This is a genomic window from Mucilaginibacter sediminis, assembly GCF_051903035.1.
Lineage (GTDB): Bacteria > Bacteroidota > Bacteroidia > Sphingobacteriales > Sphingobacteriaceae > Mucilaginibacter.
The window spans coordinates 4574719-4593104 of sequence record NZ_CP170602.1 but is presented as its reverse complement, the minus strand read 5'-3'; the positions used below and the strand labels follow the sequence as shown (position 1 = coordinate 4593104).

The following is an 18386-nucleotide window of genomic DNA, read 5'->3' as shown; positions in this document are numbered from 1 at the left end:
TGCTAACGACGTTACTATAAGCTGTGTACTACCGCAATTTGTTAACTTTATTTTAATGATTAGGCGCATATAAAATGGGCTATCGCCAAATACCGGGTTAATTATCCGTACCTTTAAAGAAATTCTTTAAGCTCATGATCCTTTTTTCGAAGCGAAACCTGCATTATACTGATTACAAATGGACTAATTATACCCAAAATGATCCACGCGTAAACGGCAAACCAGATGCAACCCCGTTTGCAAAAGATGAAGGCAACGAAGTTGTTTACCTGATAAACAAACTGATGATATTGTGGGATTACCGTTTTGCGAATACGGGCAACAAAATGGAAAAACTTATTCACGATAAACTGCCCGCCGAAATATTTACCCAGGAAGATGTACAGGTTTGGCTTAAGTCGAATTTGAAGTTTTAGGTGGTGAGTAGTCAATGGTTAACAGTGAGTAGTGAGCCTATAATGTAACTTCTACTCACAACTGACCACTGACCACTCACCGCGCTCTCCATTCACCACACTACTCCTTCTTAAAATCATAAGGATTACGCTCCACAAAATCGGCTACTTTAACCCGTACGCCGGTTACCCGGCCGTTTTGAACGGTAAAGGGGAACACCGCCTTGCCTAAAGTAGGATCTGAAAAGGTTACGTAGTAGCGGTTGCCACCTAAAGGTTGCAGTTTGGCAAACATTTTAGGATGGTGTTCAAAACGCATCTCCAGGTCGTTATTCTCGCCCTGGGTTACAGTCATGCTGCCGTAAAGGCTGTTGGTATATTTGCCGGTATAGTTTTCGGCGGGTAAGGCAGGGCGCAGGTTTAACAACACCGAATCGCGCAGCTTTTTATCTGTGGCCTGGTCGGCAGTGGCGCGGGTTTTGTAATTAGCCAGGTAAGTATCACTATAATTGCGGTATCCCTGGCCAAAATAAGCATCTAATATTTCCCAGCGCAGGGCTTCAAAAAACTGGTTCTGATCGGTATTGGTTAAAATGACAATGCCCAGGTGGTCTTGCGGAGATAATGTCACCGAAGATAAATATCCGTTTACCCCGCCATCGTGCATCACCAGCCGGTGGCCCGAGTAATCCTGTATAAACCAGCCCAACCCGTATAGTTCAAAATTGTTTTCGCCATTTAGGTGGTGTTCGCTGCCTACAATATCCTGTGGTTGCCGGGTGGCCTGTATCGCCGCCGCCGGAATTACCTGCCTGTTGCCAACTTTGCCGTCATTCAGCAATGCCATAACCCACTTGCTCATGTCATTTACCGACGAGCTGATAGCACCGGCCGGCGCAAGCCCATCTATCTGGCAATAAGGTATAGCGGTTAGCCGGCCATCATTTAAGGTATGTGGTACGGTACGGTTTATTGATTTGGGCATTTCGGCCGTAAGGGCAAGGGTGTTGCTCATGCCCAGCGGGGCAAAAATGTTTTCTTTCAGGTAAACTTCCCAGGGTTTGCCGGTTACTCTCGGGATAATTTGGCCGGCCGTTAAAAATGCCGAATTGGTATAGCCCCATTTGGTGCGGAAAGGATAAGGCGCCTTAATTTGCCCCAGCTTTTGAATAATTTCTTCGCGGCTAAGGTTGGTATTGTAAAAAGTAAAATCGCCCTGGAAGGTTTGCAGCCCAAGGCGGTGGCATAATAAGTCGCGTACAATGGCCTGCTCGCCGGCAAGTTTATTATCAAGCTTAAACTCCGGGATGTATTTGGTTACCTTATCATCTAACGAAAGTTTGCCGCTGCTTTGCAGTATGGCCAGGGCAGTAGCCGTAAAGGCTTTGGTATTGCTGCCTATCATAAATAAGGTGTTTACGTCCACCAGGTTTGGCAGGCCAAGTTCCTTAATGCCGTAACCTTTCATCAGCACAATCTTATTTTCTTTAACAATACATACAGCTACGCCCGGGATGCGCCAGTTGGTTAGGGCTCGGCTTACATACAGGTCAAGGCTGTCGCTTATAAACTTGCTCCGGTTGGCGCGTTGGGCCTGGGTAACAGTAACTAATGAAACAAAGAGAACAATAAGTAGAAGTATTTTTTTCATTACACTGGTTTTATGCTTGGCGAATGTGCTAATTTAACGCAAAATTTACGGCGGCATTGCTTATTTTTAAAATAATGCCGCATTCATTATTCAAAGTATTTTATATGAAATTTTACCGTTCAGGCTGGTCGTTCCTGTTAATCGTTCTGTTTATTTTAAACAATAACCTGGCTAAAGCGCAACGCGCACCTACACACTGGGCCAATGATGGCTATCAGTATTATAAAACAACGGGCGGCGAGATTACCGTTTACGATACCCGCGACAGCAGCAAAAAAACAGTTTGGATAAGTGCTGCTATGCTTACACCCAAAGGCAAAACACCTATTGGTGTAAAAAGGTTTACCATATCTGACGATGGAAAAAAAGTGCTCATTAACACCAATACCAAAAAAGTATGGCGCTATGATACCCGTGGCGATTATTGGGTGTTTGATACCGGCACGCAAAAACTATGGCAATTAGGGAAAAATCTGCCCGAATCGTCATTGATGTTTGCCAAACTATCGCCCGATGCAACTAAAGCTGCTTATGTAAGCGGCCATAATATTTATGTAGAAGACCTGGCCAGCGGCGATGTTAAGCAACTGACTACCGATGGTAGTACCCACGTTATTAACGGTACTTTTGATTGGGCATACGAAGAGGAGTTTGGCTGCCGCGATGGTTTTCGCTGGTCGCCCGATAGCCGCAATATAGCTTACTGGAAGATAGATGCTACCAAAATTAAAAGCTATTATATGCTGAACACAACCGACTCGATATATCCGTTTGTGGTACCGGTAGAATATCCTGTGGCGGGCGAAGACCCAAGTTCGGCAAAAATTGGGGTGGTTGATGTCAGCACTGCTACCACCAAATGGATGGATATTCCCGGCGATAACGTGCAGCACTATATCCCCCGTATGGAATGGACTTTAAGCCCCAACGAAATTATTGTTGAGCAACTGAACCGCGCCCAAACCGAAAGCCGCGTATTTATCGGCAATATATCAAACGGCACAACCCGCCTTATCCGTGAGGAAAAAAGCAACTCATGGATTGACGGTAAAGAGCGCTGGAACAATGGCGACCCAATTGGCTGGGAATGGATAAACAAAGGCAAAGACTTTTTATGGGTAAGCGAAAAGGACGGCTGGAAACACATTTACCGCGTGAGCCGCGAGGGTAAAGAAACCCTGCTTACCAAGGGCGATTATGATGTAATTACCGTAAGCCTGATTGACGAGGCCGGTGGCTATATTTATTTTATGGCTTCGCCGGATAATGCTACCCAGAAATATTTATACCGCATAAAACTGGCCGGTGGCAAGGCCGAACGTGTTTCGCCTGCTGATCAGCCAGGTACCCATGGTTACGATATTTCGCCTAACGGAAAAGTGGCGCTGCATAATTTTAGCAATAGCTATACCCCGCCTGCAAGCGAAGTGGTAAGCCTGCCCAATCACAAGCATATTGGCGGCAACGTGATTGCTGTTAATAAAGACGCTAAAAATAAACCTGAGTTTTTTAAAGTGAAAACGGTTGATGGCATTGAAATGGACGGCTGGATGATGAAGCCAACCAACTTCGATCCGAATAAAAAATACCCGGTTGTATTTACCGTTTACGGCGAGCCCGCCGGCCAAACAGTAACTGATACCTGGGGCACCGGCCGTAATGGCTTATACGTAGGCAGCATGGCCGACGATGGCTACATATACATGTCTGTTGAAGGGCGTGGCGCACCAGCCCCAAAAGGCACGGCATGGCGCAAGGCTATCTATAAAAATATTGGCATCATCAACATTCGCGACCAGGCCATGGCAGCCAAAGAGATCCTGAAATGGCCGTTTGTTGATTCCTCCCGCATTGCAGTACACGGCTGGAGCGGCGGCGGTTCATCAACCCTTAACCTGATGTTCCAATACCCCGAGATTTACAAAACAGGGATAGCTGTAGCAGCGGTAGGCGACCAGTTAACTTATGATAACATTTACCAGGAACGCTACATGGGCGTACCGGTTAATGACGAAGGCAGGGCGGCATTTATCAAAGGATCGCCAATTACTTATGCCAAGAACCTGCGCGGTAACCTGCTGTACATACATGGCACAGGCGATGATAACGTACATTACAAAAACGCCGAAGAATTGATTAACGAGCTGGTTAAATACAACCGCCAGTTTGAACTAATGGCATACCCCAACCGTACCCACGGTATTTTTGAAGGCCCGGGCACCAGCCTGCACCTGCACACCATGTTCACCAAATATTTGAAAGAGCATTGCCCGCCGGGTGGGAGATAGGATGTAGGTTTGGTATTAAAAACGCCGGGTTACATGTTTAATGGCTTTGTTACCTGGCGTTTTGTTTTATAAGTTTGATTGTTTGGGGTATTTCCTCATGCGCAAGGGGCATATCGATATTGAAATTAGTTTTTTTATTTGTAATTTTGATTGGCTTAGCTTAACAATAAAAACTCTTAGAGCCATGGGGAAGTTTAAACCAATTTTTGAGCGTTCGCTAACGGAACAATCTTCATTGCTGAAAAAGCAAATTAAAAATATACAACGAGAGAATTTAAATCTTGGGCTGTATAATAGCTATCGCGATGAACTTTGTGTTAGTAACGACTTGCTTATTCATGAATATCATAATCGTAAAGAGTTAGTCCGGGTTAACTCCCAAACAGGTAAGGTTTATACTGTTAAAACATTTTCTTAAGTGAATAAACCGCAGCTATATGTTTTTGCCGGGCCAAATGGAGCCGGCAAAAGTAGCTTGTCTGCAGAAATGATAGCTCCTGGGACGAGTATTTTCGATGGAGATGTCGAATTCCTGAAATTAAAAAGAACCTTTTATGACCTTGATGAAGATTATATCCGGATGTCGGTCAATGATAATATTTTTCCCGCATGGAAGCTTGAAGTTATAAGTAAAGGTGCTGACGCAGCTTTTGAAACAAATTTCCGTACTGCCGAAGTAATAGACTCCGTTAAACAATTTGCAGTTAAAGGATACGAGTCAAGGCTTATATTTATGGGCCTGGACTCGGTGGAAGCAAGTATTGATCGGGTAAATTTGAGAGTAGCAAAAGGCGGACACAGTGTTAGCGTTGAAAATATAAATTATAATTACCAATATAGCCTTCTAAACCTCGGCCTTTTTTATAAGAGTTTTACATCTGTTCACCTTTATCAGAACTTTCAGGCACCAGGCGAATTAATAAAAATGACACCTTTAATGACTGTTGTGGGAGGCGAAATCGTGGAGGAAATAATTGAATTGCCTGAATGGGCAAAACAATTTCGGTTGAAATTGAAAAAATAAATTATGAGATGCAGTAAATCAACAGTTTCTCATTTTAGCAAAATTTCTGCCTTCAAATGATCATCTTCACCGCCTCGTCAGTAACATCCCATCCACATTAACCGTGCTCACTTTACCCAGTTCATCAATGTTAAACGTTGCCCCAATTTTGCCGTACTCCTTGCGTGCGTATGAGCCAACAAAGGTGTCATAGTTCCAGCAGGTGGCTTCGGCGGTTATAAAATTATTGATGTTGAATGTTAGTTTATCGGCGGTGGCGGTTATTACTACTGTTCCGTAAAGCGGATCGGAGTAGGTGCCGGCATAGGCTTTCAAGTCAAGTGTAGGATGGGTGCCCATCACCCGCCTGGCTTCATATTCTTTGGTTGATTTTTGCCGTTTGGCAAGGATATCTCCATAAAGTGCTAAGAATTCCTTGCTCCAGTCGCGGTTGCCGCCTAATGCAAAAAAATCAAAGGCTTTAAACATCAGGGCGTGACGCAGTTCGGCGTGGTCAAGATTGGCCAGTATGTATACGCCTACCTTTTTATCTACAATCATTCCGTTTATGGCAACCAGGCCGGTTAAGCTGCCGGTATGAAAATCAACTTTTTGCCCCTGGTAATCCTGCTGAAACCAGCCCAGTCCGTAAGTTATCCAATGGGGTTTTGTAACACGGGCTGTGGGGTAAAATTCACTCTCGGGGACAAAGGTTTGCGGTTTAAGCAGCATGGCCCAGCTTTCGGGTTTAAGCAGGCGCTGGCTGCCGTTATACTTGGTGCTATCCAGCATGCAATTAACCCATTTGGCCATATCCTCTACGCTCGACCATACGCCACCCGCCGGGCCAATGGCATCCGTAACATCCTTTTGGGCCACAACAATACTGCTATCAACCTTAATATGGGCTGATGATTGATTAGGTACCCCTTTGATTTTGCTGAAGGTAGGAACAGAGCGCGTCATTTTTAGCGGTGTAAAAATCCTTTTCTGCACAAAGTCTTCCCAGGGTATGCCGCTGGCTTTTTCAATTACTTTACCGGCGGTTACATAAAATATGTTCTGGTACACAAAGCCGGCCCTGAAGCCATATTCTGGTTTTACCAGGCGCAAACGGCGAAGCATCTCATCAGCAGGAATGTTCATGTAGGCCCATAAATAATCTGTATTGCCTACGCCGGTATCGTGCAAAAATAAATCGCGTACGGTTAGTTCGCGGGTTACGTAGGGGTCATTTAGCTGAAAACCGGGCAGGTAATCTGTTACCTTATCATCCCAGTGCAGTTTACCTTCGTCAACAAGCATGGCGGCACAGGCGGCGGTCATGGCCTTGGTTGTTGATGCAATGGCAAAAATAGTTTGTGTATCAACCTTATCGGGCTTGCCCAGTTCACGTACGCCATAGCCTTTGGTAAATACTACCTTGCCATCTTTAACTATTGCTATGGCCAGGCCCGGCACATGCCAGTCGGTAACGGCCTGCTGCACGTAGTTGTCAAACTCCTGAATATTCGGATTGGTTTGTGCAAACGCTATGGCGGGGGCAAGGCATATAAATAGCAGGCATTTTAAGAGTTTCATGATTTTGGGCTAAAGGTTTTATGCACTCAATATAGCGATAAAATATAACTTGGCCCCGCTCCTGCTATCTAAATAAAAGGCACAAAAAATACCCCTTGCTGTAAGTGCAAAGGGTTGTGATTATAATTTGACTTGAATGTTGATTTTAGTAAGCAGCTGGCAGGTCGTCGCCGTCTGCGTAAGTTACCTGTTCGCCGTGTTTTACAGGCTTTGGCCCCTCGGCCTCAAAATCGCTTTTGCGGCCAAGCATGGTAAAGTTTTCGGCAACTACTTCGGTAGTGTACTTTTTAATGCCGTCTTTATCTTCAAACGAGCGTGTGCGCAGTTTTCCTTCAATATAAACCAGTTTGCCTTTTTGTAAAAATTTTGCAGCCATATCTGCAAGGCCGCGCCACATTACAATATTGTGCCACTCGGTTTGCTCTATCTTACGGCCATCCTTGTTAAATGTTTCAGAAGTGGCTAACGGAAAGCTTGTTACCGATACTCCGCCATCTAATGTACGCAATTCAGGGTCCTTGCCTAAATGGCCGACAAGGATAACTTTATTAATTCCAGACATGCCATAAAATAACGAAAAATTCTTTTATAAATTAAAAATATTTTTTATTAATATAAAAATGACCTTCGGAAGTGCCAATTCATGCAGGGTTTTCACGGGGATATAAGCCCAGTTTTGGTTCAATACGGATGGGAAATTATCGGTTTTAATCATCCGCACAAATAACCGCTGGTGGGTAAGGATGTGTTTTATTACGGGGGTATCTTCTATAATGTTCAGTTTATCGCCAAAAATACCGGTCACCCCGGGTAGTTTTGCCAGTTCGTGCGCCGGTAATAATGATGCGGTTTCAATCATGGGCAAATCGTACATATTGGCCCATATGTCTTTATCGCCTCTTTTATTCATTAAAACGGTTTGGCCATCGGTGATTAAAAAGTAATTAAAAAAGCGTTCGCGCACTTTTACGGCTTTTAATTTCACCGGCAAAGCTGTAGTTGTGTTGTTTAAAAAAGCGGCGCATCCCATATGTACGGGGCAAACGCCGCAGGCCGGGTTTTTAGGTTTACAAAGCATCGCCCCAAATTCCATCATGGCCTGGTTATGCAATGCTGCATTTTTCTTATTAAGCAAATCTGTTGCAAGCGACTGGAAAGTTTTTTTACCGCCGGCGGAATTAATGGCTTCATCAATTCCAAAATATCGCGCCAGCACCCTGTACACATTACCATCAACAACGGCCTTGGCCTCGTTTGATGAAAAGGAGGCAATGGCGGCGGCTGTGTACTCGCCGATGCCTTTTAGTTTAATTAATTCGTTGTAGGTTTTGGGGAACACGCCATTGTACATTTCCTGTACAAGCCGTGCGGTTTTAAGCATATTACGGCCACGCGAGTAGTAGCCAAGGCCCTGCCAAAGTTTAAGCACTTCATCCTCGCTGGCGGCCGCAAAATCGGTCACTGTTGGGTACTTTTCAACAAAGCGGTTAAAGTATGGCAAACCCTGCTCAACCCGGGTTTGCTGCAAAATAATTTCTGACAGCCATATGGTATAAGCATCGGTAGTATTACGCCAGGGCAGGTCGCGCTTGTTTGCAAGGTACCATTGTACCAGTTCGTCGGTAAAGTTCATTGGGGTAAAGGTAGGGAGGATAAAGTTAATGAGGATAAAGGTGAAAGGATAAAGGCGAAAGGTATCTGCGGTTGAGGGGGAGAATAAAGGGAAAAGGAAAAGGCGAAGGGTAAAAGGTATCTGCGGTTGAGAGGGTAACGGGCTTAAAAACCTTTCGCCTTTTACCTTTCGCCTTTCACCTAAAAATAAAGCCTTTTGCCCTTGATTGTCTATACTTTGTAACGAAAATGTGCGTTTTAGGTACTGGGTAAAAAAAAACTGTTAAATATTTCGCACTTAAATATTAAAGCGATACTTTTGCAACCCCAAAACAGTTAAGTATTTATATAATTAAATAAGAAAAATTAGACATGACTAAGGCAGAAATTATAACTGAAATCTCATCTAAGACAGGTATCGAGAAAGTAGACGTGCAGGAAACTGTTGAGGCGTTTTTTAAAGTTGTTAAAAGCTCAATGGTAGGTGGCGAAAATGTTTACGTCAGAGGATTCGGTAGTTTTGTAGTAAAGAAAAGAGCAAAAAAGACAGCACGTAACATTTCAAAAAATACTGCCATCATTATTCCAGAGCATTTTGTGCCAAGCTTTAAACCAGCAAAAACTTTTGTTGAAAAAGTGAAAACAGGCAACAAAACCACCAAATAATTTTAAGATATGTATAAGAAACAAATAGCCGTTAGTGTAGCAATAGTTGCTGTTATGGGCTATTTGTATTATTTACCTGTTAAAGGTTTAATAAAACCTAAAGAGGCCAAAAGCGATAAAACAACGGTACTTAACAGCCGTAAAGCTGTTGCAACGGTAACGGTTGATATGGTATCTGAGCCCGCCAAAGCAGCAATTGGGGCAGCATTGGCAGCAAAGATAAATGACCTTGAAGGGCAATTGAAAACTGCATCGGGCGCTGATGCCGATAAGTTGCAGCTGCAACTTGCCAAACAGTGGGACGATGATAACCAACCCGCACCCGCGGCGTTTTACTACCAGGCCCTGGCCCGGAAAAATAACAAAGCCGAGGATTGGTTAAATGCAGGTGGCCGTTTTAACGATGCATACAAACTTACACAGGATACTTTATTGCAGCCCGCTTTTGTAAGCAACGCTGCCGAGGCTTTTCAAAATGCCTTAAAGTTACAACCTGAAAGCCTTGCAGGCAAAACAGGATTAGGCGTAGCGTACGTAAATGGCGCAGGCGCACCTATGCAGGGGATAGCCTTGCTGCTTGAAGTAGTAAAAAAGGACCCGAATAACTGGAGCGCCAACCTTAATTTAGGAATGTTTGCCATGAAATCGGGCCAGTTTGAAAAAGCAGTTGCAAGGTTTAAAACATTGCTTGCCCAAAAAACAGAGCTTGAGCCGGAGTTTTACCTGGCCGAAAGCTATAAGCAACTGGGCATGAAAAAGGAAGCCATTGAGGCTTACCAAAAGTGCAAAAGTATGGTGCCGGATCAAGCATTTGTGCAGCGTATTGATGACGATATAAACGAATTAAAGAAGTAATCAACATTTAAAAATTATTATTATGCCCAGCGGTAAAAAACGTAAAAGACACAAAATGGCTACCCACAAACGTAAAAAACGTTTGAGAAAAAACAGACATAAAAAGAAATAGGCTGCGATAACCAAAGCAGATTTTACCCGCCTTTTTTAAAGGTGGGTACTTTTTATTATGAGTGTTTTTTACCCTCTTATTTACATACGGTGTTTACCGTTTTAAGAAATGGAGTAGCAGTTGATAAAAGAATTAATTATCGATTCATCCCCCAATGGGGCTACTATTGCATTATTACAGGACAAACAACTTGTAGAGCTTCATAAAGAGCAAATCAGCAACAATTATACTGTTGGTGATATTTACCTTGGGCGTATTAAAAAAATAATGCCCAGTTTAAATGCCGCTTTTGTAGATGTAGGCTACGAGAAGGATGCCTTTTTGCATTATCTTGATTTGGGGCCGCAGGTGCAAAGCCTGCTTAAGCTAACCAAGCAAGTACGTAGCGGGGGATATCAGTCAAAGCTATTGGACGGCTTTAAGCTGGAAGCCGATATCAATAAGGGCGGAAAGATTTCTGACCTGTTGACAAAAGGCCAGCTTATACCTGTACAAATAGCCAAAGAACCTATATCAACCAAAGGGCCGCGCTTAAGTTCTGATCTTTCTATCGCAGGGCGATATGTAGTACTGGTTCCGTTTTCGGAAGCCATCTCTATCTCCAAAAAAATAAAAAGTAACACAGAGCGTAACCGCTTGCGCAAGGTTGTTGAAAGTATTAAGCCAAAGCATTTTGGCGTAATTATCCGTACGGTATCTGAAAGCAAGGGCGTTGAGGAATTACAGAAAGACTTGCTTGATCTGATATCAAAGTGGGAAGCATTTATTACCAGGTTGCCGTCTATCGAACCATCTAAAAAGGTTTTGGGCGAAATTGGGCGTACATCAACTATCCTTAGGGATATATTGAACCCCGATTTTCAGCACATCTACGTAAATGATAACAGTATGTTCGAAGAAATTCGGTCGTACATCCACGAGATTTCGCCGGATATGGAAAGTATAGTGCGTATGCATAAGCATAAGGAGCCCATATTTGAGCATTTTGGCGTTGATAAGCAGATTAAAGGGGCCTTTGGTAAAACCGTAAACCTTGCCGGTGGGGCCTACCTGGTAATTGAGCATACCGAAGCATTGCACGTTATCGACGTAAACAGCGGTAACCGCACAGCCAGTAAGGAAAACCAGGAAGAGAACGCCTACCAGGTGAACAAAGAAGCGGCTAAAGAAATTGCCCGCCAGTTACGTTTGCGCGATATGGGCGGTATTGTTGTTATCGATTTTATTGATATGCACAAGCCGCAAAACCGCAAAGAGCTGTTTGACCACCTGCGTGCCGAAATGCAGCTTGACAGGGCAAAGCATACCATTTTACCGCCGAGTAAATTTGGACTGGTGCAAATTACCCGCCAGCGTGTAAGGCCCGAAATGAATATTGTAACCAGCGAAGTGTGCCCTACATGTAATGGTACCGGTACCATTAGGCCAACCATTTTGCTGATGGACGACATTGAAAATAACTTCAATTATATATTGGACGAGCAAAACGAAAAGGGCATCACCCTATCTGTGCACCCATATATTGAAGCTTATATTAAACAGGGTATTTATACCCGCCAAATGAAATGGTTCCTGAAATACGGACAGTGGATTAAGGTTAAAAGCAATCCTGCTTACCAGATTACCGAATTTCACTTCTTCTCCTCAAAAGACGAAGAGATCAAATTATAAAAAATGTGCAGATTTCAGATTTCAAATGTGCAGATGTTTGAGAGATGAAAGGCCGGTTACAGATGTGCAGATGTTGATAAAACACCTGCACATTTTTTTTGGGGAGGGCGCCTCTGTTTAAGCTTTAAATTTAGCAGGGGACCGCGTTTTCCTTTATTAAGTTTTAATAAACCGGGCTTTTTATTTTTATTATTGCTTAATGAGAAGAAAAGACGACATTCTTTGGAAAGGGATCCTTGAAGATGTTTTTGACGATTTTTTGTGTTTTCTTAATCCTGAAGCTGCAGAGGTTTTCGACTTTGATAAAGGTTTCGAATTCCTGGATAAAGAGCTGGAACAGGTTTTCCCGCCCGAAAACAACGAGTACTCGCCAAAGGTGATCGATAAGCTGGTTAAGGTATTTACCAAAGCAGGCAAAGAAGAGTGGATTTTGGTGCACGTGGAAGTGCAGGGCCAATATCAAAAAGATTTTGCCAGCCGCATGTACACCTATTTTTTACCGCATATTGGATAAATATCAAAAGCCAATAGTTGCCTACGCCATATTTACCGAAGCCAATACAAAAGTAAGGCCCGATCATTTTGCGATAGACTTTATGGGCACAAGCTTACGGTATACGTTTAACACTTATAAAATAGCCAGCCAAAGCGATGAAGCGCTGCAAGCGAGCGATAACCCTTTTGCCCTGGTGGTGCTTACAGCAAAAGCGGCGCTTGCAGGCAAAGACCTGAAAAGCAGCAGGGAGCGTGATGAACTATTGCTGAACTTAAAGCTTAACCTGACCAGGCTATTACTGGCCAAACAGATAGCGAAAGAAAAGATAAGGGTACTGATGAATTTTTTGAGGTATTACATACGCTTTGAAAATCAGGATATAAACACTAAATTTGAGCAACAGGTAGAAATTTTAACAGGAAGGAGCAACACCATGGGCATCGAAGAACTTTTATTAGACAGGGCTGAGAAAAAAGGCGAGAGAAAGGGTGAGAGAAAAGGCAGAAATGAAGGTGAAAAAGCAAAAGCTATAGCCATTGCCCGTGAAATGAAAAAAGAAGCCATGCCGGTTGCCCAGATCGAAAAATTCACAGGGCTTTCGACTGAGGAAATAGAAAAATTATAAGCAAGCCACTGTAAATGCAAAAAAGGCCGTTACTTATAGTACAACGGTTAACCATAATTGGCTTTAATCCATCGTCATTAAATTTTAACTATCCGTTATTGAGTCCCCAAAACTTATCAACTTACACAATTGAACAGCAAGCGGGAGCTTTATCCTGAAAAACATCAACACAATTTCCCTGTCGGTTTAAGCTTAATATTAAGCCCGATTGAAGCTTTATAAAGTAACCAGGTTGTTTTTTATGGCATACATGGCCAGCCCTACCCGCGTTTTAAGTTCCAGTTTTTCGCAAAGTGTATCGCGGTAACCCTCTGCAGTGCGTACGCTCACAAATAGTTTGTCGGCTATTTCCTTGTAAGTAAGCTCGGTGCAGGTAAGTTTTAAAAATTCAATCTCCCTGTCGGATAATTTTGCAAAAAGGCCGGCGCTGTTTTTTGCTTCGGTTAATTGCATTACCGAGTTCATGACTTTGCGTGTTACCAGTTCATTGTAAAAGTATCCCCGGGTGGTTAGTTCATCAAAAGCCAGCTTTAATTCGGCTGGATCGGCATCTTTTAGTACATATCCCTTTGCGCCGCTTTTAATCATTTTAATAATCGCCGATTCGGCATCCATTGTACTAAGTGCAAGTGTTTTTATTGCAGGATAATTGGCCCGTAGCCAGGCCGTGGTGGCATATCCATCCATAACGGGCATGTTTATATCCATTAAAACAATATCCGGCAGGTTGCCCGGTTTTAATTGTGCTATAAAATCCTTGCCGTTTGAGGCATCACATGAAACATGATAGTTTGCAAAAAGATTGATCAAAACCGTAAGGCTTTTTCTGAAAAGCGCATGATCATCAACTATTGCTATTTTTATTTTTTCACTCATAAGGTGTAATAATGGTGATTGTTGTCCCTATATCTGCCCCGCTCTCAATTATGGCTTTACCACCTATAATTGCCGCGCGCTTTACAATATTTTGCAGGCCAAGCCCATGCTGTTTACAGGTTGATGATTGGCTGTCAAATCCTTTTCCGTTATCGGTTATTTCAATTTTCAAATTATCAGTATCATAAGTAAAATCAACGGTTACATCCGTGGCATTGGCGTGCTTGATCACGTTTTGAAAACTCTCCTGCATCATGCGGAATAAAATGAGCTTTTTTTCGTTTTTTATAGCCCGTTCATCCCCGGTGCTATTAAGCGAAACCCGCATAACACCGGTTTGGCTTATTCTTTGTAATTCGTGCTTTACCATCTCCGGTAAATCTGAAAACAAAACACGCTCGGGGTTCAGGCTTTTGGCAATATCACGCAAATCGGTCATGGCTTTGCTAACGTTTTGTTTGGCTTCGGCCAGCAAGGTTTTATTCATGGCCTCTTGTTGGTCCATTATATTCAGCTGCACTTTTAATACACTTAGCGTTTGCCCAACGTTGTCATGAATTTCCATGCTGATGGTATCGAAGCTTTGTTCCTGTATCTCCAGCTGCGATTTTAGCAGCTGTTCGTTAAAGTTCGCCTTCATTGTTTCCCGCTCGTTAATAAACCTGTTGCTTTTGGCCCGCTGCCAAAACAACATAAACAGCATAAACACGGTTAACAGCAAAACCAATAGCGTAACCAAACATATGGCCAAAATCAACTCACTTTTATCCATGTTTTTTTACAACTAAAGCCAATACAAAAAAAGCTATACTCAATAATACTCAGGGCGGTTTCCATAATACTGTATATATGGCCATCCTGGTCCAGGTTGTTGTTCATGATATAGTTAAAAAAGCTCATGTACAAAAAATCGCCCACGGTGGCAAACATAATGCCCGTTGTTATCCAAAACATTGGAGTGTTAAAAAAAACTATTAATTCATCATCCATCAGCAAATCGGCAAAATAACACAGGCAGCAAATGAGGGTTAAAAACTCACCTATGTTGCTTGTAAGCGAGTTGTATATAAAAAACTGCTCCTGTAAAAATATTTGGTATATATAAAACAGAACAAAAGCCAGCAAAGCAATTTTTATCAGCTTTTTGGTGAAAGCCGCCTTAACTGTTTTACTAAAAATATACGGGTAAAAAGTGTATTCAATAAGCGTATAAAGGTTAAATATAAAATGGTTACTTTTTTTAAAGGCCAGCGAGTAAAAGTAGCCCGACGTTTGTATAATAAAAGTAACCATTAAAAACCAGGTAAAAAGCCGGAGCCAGCGAGGCTCCAGCCGATGGTACCTGAAACATGAAATGGTTAACGCTATAAGCAGCGGTATTGTGGCGATGATAAGATCTTGCATTTAAGGTGGTTAAGCCTTAAATATAAGTATTTTTTCATACGGGACAATTAGGTGGGCACAGCGGCACACGATCATCGCCCATGCCCGTATAAGAAACTGTGTTTACAAGGCCGGCCACAGCATTCACGTTCAGTTGATCTACGCTATTAAATGTTGTCGGATTATCGGGGTTAACTTTGTCAACTGTTGCTACAAGTATCATATTAAGCTGTCCGGGATATTCAACGTCATCATCTTCATGGCGACCCAGATAAATCCTGATGCCGTTGGCAAGGTTGTCGGCAAGCAATGCGGCTACTTCTTTGGAGCTCACCCAGCCCGAGCGGGTTTCTCTTGATCCTGGCGGCAATGTGCTTTCAAATTTGTCTTTCATTTTTTTAATTTCTGAGTAGGGGGTTTGCAATGCTGCGAGGGGTGATAACTCGCGATTAAGTTTTACTGACATGGTTTTGGGTTTTAAATTGTGAAAAAATGGGTTGATTGTATTTTGTGTTAACACATATGCAAGTTGCAATTACAATGAACTTCGGTCAATCGTATTAAATACCCTTTCGTCACCGTAAAAATACGGTAGCAAGTTACCGCCATTGTACGCTGGTGGCATGCCACATGCCCAACTAATTTTACAACGGCATACAACATCGTATGGGGAATTATTGTAAAACTTAAAACTTAAAAACATGAAAAAGATCACAATTACTGTAGTATTTAATGTTAGCGGGCACGGCAGCATAGGCATCTCCCCAACACATTACAGCCAATGGATTATGGATGGAACAGGGTCAAGAGATTTTAACCTCGACCTGGGTCCATATATCCTTACGTATCTGGTGGCTACAGCCTCTCCGGTTGGCGGCGGATCAATTACTATAACCGATGGGACGAAACAGCTTGGCCATGCAACGCTTGCTCCTGGTGTTGCCGGTGGCACGATAAATTTTACCGTATAATTGTCATGAAAAAGCTTATTTTGATGGTTATACTCGGTCTGGGTACCAGTATAGTATGCGCGCAAGCCAAGGGCACTACGTCTCTCCCCAAAAAGGTTGCCGATTCGTTGAAGACTGATACGGCAAAGAAGAAGCGGGCGGCGGTAAACAACAAGGAATTTATAAGAACAGCGGCAAACTTAAAAAGCGGCGCGAGCCAGGATGTATTAAGCAGTTTTTTTAAATTGGCTTTTGCCGACTTGAAGGACGGACGACACTTTCAATTTAATTCTTCGCTTTTTGCCATTAAGGCCAAAACAGATAGTACTTTATGGATTGACACTAACTACAAAAAGCAGGTATTTGCCCGTAATTTTGTTTTGGGGATAGATGTTAAGGCAAATTCGGATTTTAAATTCCAGTCAACAGCGGTGAATGTCAAGTACGCCATTATCAATAATAGGGATAAAAACCTATTCAATTTAGGCTACGGACAAAAGTTGGCTCAAGTGATGGATGCAGCAAATAACCTGTTCTTTACGGCATTTAATACATATATGATGGATGGAAAGAGTATTGACTCCACCGAACTCAAACTGGTTACGAACTACTTTTTTTTTAACGATCTTAAACTCAAAACCCCCAAAGCTAACTTGCCTAAGCGGTATTTAAATATTTTGGATTCATTAGCCGCGCGTAAAGAGTTTGCTTTGCCCGATACTTTCAAATACGACAACGTCCGCGAATCCATCAATAACATGTATAAAATAGCCAATACCCTAATGGCCCAGCAAAGCCTTTGGACGATAGGGGCCCAGATAACAGCCGACAAAAGCAAGCTCATTTCGAGAACCAATTTCAGTTCGGAATACCTGAAAGGGATCACAAAAAACAATACCAGCATGGGCCTCGAACTGGATATTAAAGCCAACCTGAGTATTTACGATTCGACTATAGTGAGCACAACTTTTCATCGTAATATATTTGCGGCATCGGCGGGTATTAACTGGATAATTTATAAAGATAAAACCACGCAGAAATCATATGTGGAATTTAAGCCCGCGTTAGCTTATGACAATGTATTGAGCGGCGTTTATGCCGGCGAAACAAAAAGCAGGTTTACTGCCGACGGGGTTTTGCGGTTCAGGGTTACCGATGATTTGTGGATACCGATTGATATTAAATATGACCCCAAGGCGGGTAAGGTTTTTGGCTTCCTGAACATCACCTCGAACTTTGACTGGCTTGGGGCTAAATCAAAAACATCGGGTACCAATTAGCTTTATCTGAACGTTAGTTTAGCATTACTCCGGTTATTGGCGTACCTGGTTATTTGGCGGTGTGCAGGGCTTATTTTAGTCAGCCTGGCATCTTCTTTCAGTTAATTTTTTTAATTGTATGTCACGTTCTTAAAACAAAACCAACTTTATTCCGTTCTATATACATCACGGAATCCGGAGAGGTTGGTAGAATAGCCTATCCAGGTTTTTAAGATTAAACGACAGAAACAGGGCCACAGAAGAAATTTTGCGGCCCTGTTTCGTTAGGCGCACCCTGCGGCTATGATGTCTCTCCTGCGGTCTGGTTTCCCACAGAATGCTGTTCCTAAAGCGCCTTTAGCCACACCGGCTATCACAAAGATGGTTGTGAGGGCACTGTCATCGGTCGTGGGGCAATCGGTTACATCTTTTAGGCCCCAAACTGCCTCAAATGATGGTCGATATGTTTATAGGCAAAGCAGCCTATCTGATCCTTGGTCATTTTGCCAAAAAAAGGATGTACAAAATTGTGGTTGGCAAAATTTTCTTCTTCATGGATCAGGCTTATCCATTTGGCTTTTTCGGCTTTCACATCGCCCGTGCCGGTTATGTTAAAGCCAGGAACAGTAGGCATGTTTTTTTTGACAGGGCTGTCGTCTTTTAGCATACCCTTCAGGGCCATTTTGCCAAACAGCTTTCCAATAAACGATTGTTTGTATGTGGTTTTACCCAATACCATTTCTTCCCAAAGGCTGCAATGTTTCAGCATCTGGTAAACTGTCATTTTACCCCATTGCGCGGTACTGTTTTCATCGAGGGTATTTATACGGGCAATAAGTTCGGCACGGGTGGCGTTGTCAAAAATGGTTTTCATGGCTGGGTAATTGGCGCTTTTAGGTTGGTTTAAAAATAGTTAATTAGTTGCGATGATAAAAGGTAGGCAAACTCGTTATGTTGAGGTATT

The 18386-nt window shown here is 42.8% G+C and carries 20 protein-coding genes; 11 read left to right on the top strand and 9 right to left on the bottom strand.

From position 1 onward, the window contains the following. Positions 1-134: 134 nt before the first annotated feature. The gene (locus ACFGVS_RS18735) at positions 135-416 is read left to right on the top strand and encodes a hypothetical protein (protein ID WP_090651582.1); all 282 of its coding nucleotides are present in this window, start codon (positions 135-137) and stop codon (positions 414-416) included. Positions 417-516: 100 nt separating this feature from the next. Here the strand turns inward: ACFGVS_RS18735 and ACFGVS_RS18730 are convergent, their stop codons facing one another. Further along, positions 517-2046 carry a serine hydrolase gene (locus ACFGVS_RS18730; RefSeq protein WP_439695122.1) on the bottom strand — a complete coding sequence of 510 codons (1530 nt, stop codon included), beginning with the start codon at positions 2044-2046 and terminating at the stop codon, positions 517-519. Positions 2047-2150: 104 nt separating this feature from the next. On the opposite strand from ACFGVS_RS18730, the gene ACFGVS_RS18725 reads away from it, so the two are divergent. Genes ACFGVS_RS18725 through ACFGVS_RS18715 form a run of 3 tightly spaced genes read left to right on the top strand, consistent with a single transcriptional unit; the run spans position 2151 to position 5358 of the window. Beyond that, the gene (locus tag ACFGVS_RS18725; protein WP_090651650.1) at positions 2151-4334 is read left to right on the top strand and encodes a S9 family peptidase; all 2184 of its coding nucleotides are present in this window, start codon (positions 2151-2153) and stop codon (positions 4332-4334) included. A gap of 40 nt (positions 4335-4374) precedes the next feature. Beyond that, the gene (locus tag ACFGVS_RS18720) at positions 4375-4752 is read left to right on the top strand and encodes a hypothetical protein (RefSeq protein WP_439695121.1); all 378 of its coding nucleotides are present in this window, start codon (positions 4375-4377) and stop codon (positions 4750-4752) included. Then, positions 4753-5358, top strand: coding sequence for a hypothetical protein (locus ACFGVS_RS18715; protein WP_439695120.1), 606 nt, complete (start codon positions 4753-4755; stop codon positions 5356-5358). It begins immediately after the preceding gene. Positions 5359-5424: 66 nt separating this feature from the next. Here ACFGVS_RS18715 and ACFGVS_RS18710 read toward each other — a convergent pair whose 3' ends face one another. The 3 genes from ACFGVS_RS18710 to mutY all read right to left on the bottom strand — a co-directional run bounded on the left by ACFGVS_RS18710 (position 5425) and on the right by mutY (position 8551). After that, positions 5425-6918, bottom strand: a complete 1494-nt coding sequence (locus ACFGVS_RS18710) for a serine hydrolase (protein WP_439695119.1) — start codon at positions 6916-6918, stop codon at positions 5425-5427. A gap of 145 nt (positions 6919-7063) precedes the next feature. Next, positions 7064-7480 (bottom strand): single-stranded DNA-binding protein, encoded by a 417-nt coding sequence (locus ACFGVS_RS18705; RefSeq protein ID WP_090651585.1) that lies wholly within the window; start codon positions 7478-7480, stop codon positions 7064-7066. Between the two features lie 24 nt (positions 7481-7504). Continuing rightward, positions 7505-8551 carry an A/G-specific adenine glycosylase gene (gene mutY / locus ACFGVS_RS18700; RefSeq protein ID WP_439695118.1) on the bottom strand — a complete coding sequence of 349 codons (1047 nt, stop codon included), beginning with the start codon at positions 8549-8551 and terminating at the stop codon, positions 7505-7507. A gap of 350 nt (positions 8552-8901) precedes the next feature. Here mutY and ACFGVS_RS18695 point away from each other — a divergent pair, with 350 nt between their 5' ends. The 5 genes from ACFGVS_RS18695 (at position 8902) to ACFGVS_RS18675 (ending at position 12954) form a co-directional block, all read left to right on the top strand. Next, positions 8902-9195 carry an HU family DNA-binding protein gene (locus ACFGVS_RS18695; protein ID WP_259093777.1) on the top strand — a complete coding sequence of 98 codons (294 nt, stop codon included), beginning with the start codon at positions 8902-8904 and terminating at the stop codon, positions 9193-9195. Positions 9196-9204: 9 nt separating this feature from the next. Next, entirely contained in the window at positions 9205-10050 is an 846-nt protein-coding gene (locus ACFGVS_RS18690; RefSeq protein ID WP_439695117.1) for a tetratricopeptide repeat protein, read from the top strand. Between the two features lie 232 nt (positions 10051-10282). Next, on the top strand, positions 10283-11833 hold the full coding sequence (locus tag ACFGVS_RS18685) for an Rne/Rng family ribonuclease (protein ID WP_090651588.1): 1551 nt from the start codon (positions 10283-10285) through the stop codon (positions 11831-11833). A gap of 199 nt (positions 11834-12032) precedes the next feature. After that, the gene (locus tag ACFGVS_RS18680; protein ID WP_439695116.1) at positions 12033-12347 is read left to right on the top strand and encodes a hypothetical protein; all 315 of its coding nucleotides are present in this window, start codon (positions 12033-12035) and stop codon (positions 12345-12347) included. After that, positions 12340-12954, top strand: coding sequence for a hypothetical protein (locus ACFGVS_RS18675; RefSeq protein WP_439695115.1), 615 nt, complete (start codon positions 12340-12342; stop codon positions 12952-12954). Before ACFGVS_RS18680 ends, ACFGVS_RS18675 begins: the two co-directional genes overlap by 8 nt. A 216-nt stretch (positions 12955-13170) precedes the next feature. Here ACFGVS_RS18675 and ACFGVS_RS18670 read toward each other — a convergent pair whose 3' ends face one another. Genes ACFGVS_RS18670 through ACFGVS_RS18655 form a run of 4 tightly spaced genes read right to left on the bottom strand, consistent with a single transcriptional unit; the run spans position 13171 to position 15607 of the window. Further along, positions 13171-13830 carry a response regulator transcription factor gene (locus ACFGVS_RS18670; protein ID WP_090651590.1) on the bottom strand — a complete coding sequence of 220 codons (660 nt, stop codon included), beginning with the start codon at positions 13828-13830 and terminating at the stop codon, positions 13171-13173. Continuing rightward, complete coding sequence (locus tag ACFGVS_RS18665; protein WP_439695114.1) at positions 13823-14602, bottom strand: sensor histidine kinase; 780 nt, start codon at positions 14600-14602, stop codon at positions 13823-13825. Before ACFGVS_RS18665 ends, ACFGVS_RS18670 begins: the two co-directional genes overlap by 8 nt. Next, a complete protein-coding gene (locus ACFGVS_RS18660; RefSeq protein ID WP_439695113.1) occupies positions 14584-15234 on the bottom strand; it encodes a hypothetical protein in 651 nt (216 codons plus the stop codon). Before ACFGVS_RS18660 ends, ACFGVS_RS18665 begins: the two co-directional genes overlap by 19 nt. A 34-nt stretch (positions 15235-15268) precedes the next feature. Continuing rightward, complete coding sequence (locus ACFGVS_RS18655; protein WP_439695112.1) at positions 15269-15607, bottom strand: hypothetical protein; 339 nt, start codon at positions 15605-15607, stop codon at positions 15269-15271. 307 nt (positions 15608-15914) lie between these two features. Between ACFGVS_RS18655 and ACFGVS_RS18650 the strand changes: the two genes are divergently transcribed. Then, positions 15915-16184: a hypothetical protein gene (locus ACFGVS_RS18650; RefSeq protein WP_439695111.1), complete on the top strand. Its 270-nt coding sequence runs from the start codon at positions 15915-15917 to the stop codon at positions 16182-16184. A gap of 5 nt (positions 16185-16189) precedes the next feature. Continuing rightward, entirely contained in the window at positions 16190-17443 is a 1254-nt protein-coding gene (locus ACFGVS_RS18645) for a hypothetical protein (protein WP_439695110.1), read from the top strand. 409 nt (positions 17444-17852) lie between these two features. Here ACFGVS_RS18645 and ACFGVS_RS18640 read toward each other — a convergent pair whose 3' ends face one another. Further along, complete coding sequence (locus ACFGVS_RS18640) at positions 17853-18296, bottom strand: DUF1569 domain-containing protein (protein WP_439695109.1); 444 nt, start codon at positions 18294-18296, stop codon at positions 17853-17855. Positions 18297-18386 lie beyond the last annotated feature (90 nt).

What these genes read in the sequence shown, in the direction of transcription:
- ACFGVS_RS18650 (WP_439695111.1), top strand. Translation starts at nt 15,915, where the DNA reads ATGAAAAAGATCACAATTACTGTAGTATTTAATGTTAGCGGGCACGGC.
- ACFGVS_RS18690 (WP_439695117.1), top strand. Translation starts at nt 9,205, where the DNA reads ATGTATAAGAAACAAATAGCCGTTAGTGTAGCAATAGTTGCTGTTATG.
- ACFGVS_RS18705 (WP_090651585.1), bottom strand. Translation starts at nt 7,480, where the DNA reads ATGTCTGGAATTAATAAAGTTATCCTTGTCGGCCATTTAGGCAAGGAC.
- ACFGVS_RS18710 (WP_439695119.1), bottom strand. Translation starts at nt 6,918, where the DNA reads ATGAAACTCTTAAAATGCCTGCTATTTATATGCCTTGCCCCCGCCATA.
- ACFGVS_RS18725 (WP_090651650.1), top strand. Translation starts at nt 2,151, where the DNA reads ATGAAATTTTACCGTTCAGGCTGGTCGTTCCTGTTAATCGTTCTGTTT.
- ACFGVS_RS18640 (WP_439695109.1), bottom strand. Translation starts at nt 18,296, where the DNA reads ATGAAAACCATTTTTGACAACGCCACCCGTGCCGAACTTATTGCCCGT.
- ACFGVS_RS18645 (WP_439695110.1), top strand. Translation starts at nt 16,190, where the DNA reads ATGAAAAAGCTTATTTTGATGGTTATACTCGGTCTGGGTACCAGTATA.
- ACFGVS_RS18655 (WP_439695112.1), bottom strand. Translation starts at nt 15,607, where the DNA reads ATGAAAGACAAATTTGAAAGCACATTGCCGCCAGGATCAAGAGAAACC.
- ACFGVS_RS18695 (WP_259093777.1), top strand. Translation starts at nt 8,902, where the DNA reads ATGACTAAGGCAGAAATTATAACTGAAATCTCATCTAAGACAGGTATC.
- ACFGVS_RS18660 (WP_439695113.1), bottom strand. Translation starts at nt 15,234, where the DNA reads ATGCAAGATCTTATCATCGCCACAATACCGCTGCTTATAGCGTTAACC.
- ACFGVS_RS18720 (WP_439695121.1), top strand. Translation starts at nt 4,375, where the DNA reads ATGGCTTTGTTACCTGGCGTTTTGTTTTATAAGTTTGATTGTTTGGGG.
- mutY (WP_439695118.1), bottom strand. Translation starts at nt 8,551, where the DNA reads ATGAACTTTACCGACGAACTGGTACAATGGTACCTTGCAAACAAGCGC.
- ACFGVS_RS18735 (WP_090651582.1), top strand. Translation starts at nt 135, where the DNA reads ATGATCCTTTTTTCGAAGCGAAACCTGCATTATACTGATTACAAATGG.
- ACFGVS_RS18680 (WP_439695116.1), top strand. Translation starts at nt 12,033, where the DNA reads ATGAGAAGAAAAGACGACATTCTTTGGAAAGGGATCCTTGAAGATGTT.
- ACFGVS_RS18730 (WP_439695122.1), bottom strand. Translation starts at nt 2,046, where the DNA reads ATGAAAAAAATACTTCTACTTATTGTTCTCTTTGTTTCATTAGTTACT.
- ACFGVS_RS18670 (WP_090651590.1), bottom strand. Translation starts at nt 13,830, where the DNA reads ATGAGTGAAAAAATAAAAATAGCAATAGTTGATGATCATGCGCTTTTC.
- ACFGVS_RS18665 (WP_439695114.1), bottom strand. Translation starts at nt 14,602, where the DNA reads ATGGATAAAAGTGAGTTGATTTTGGCCATATGTTTGGTTACGCTATTG.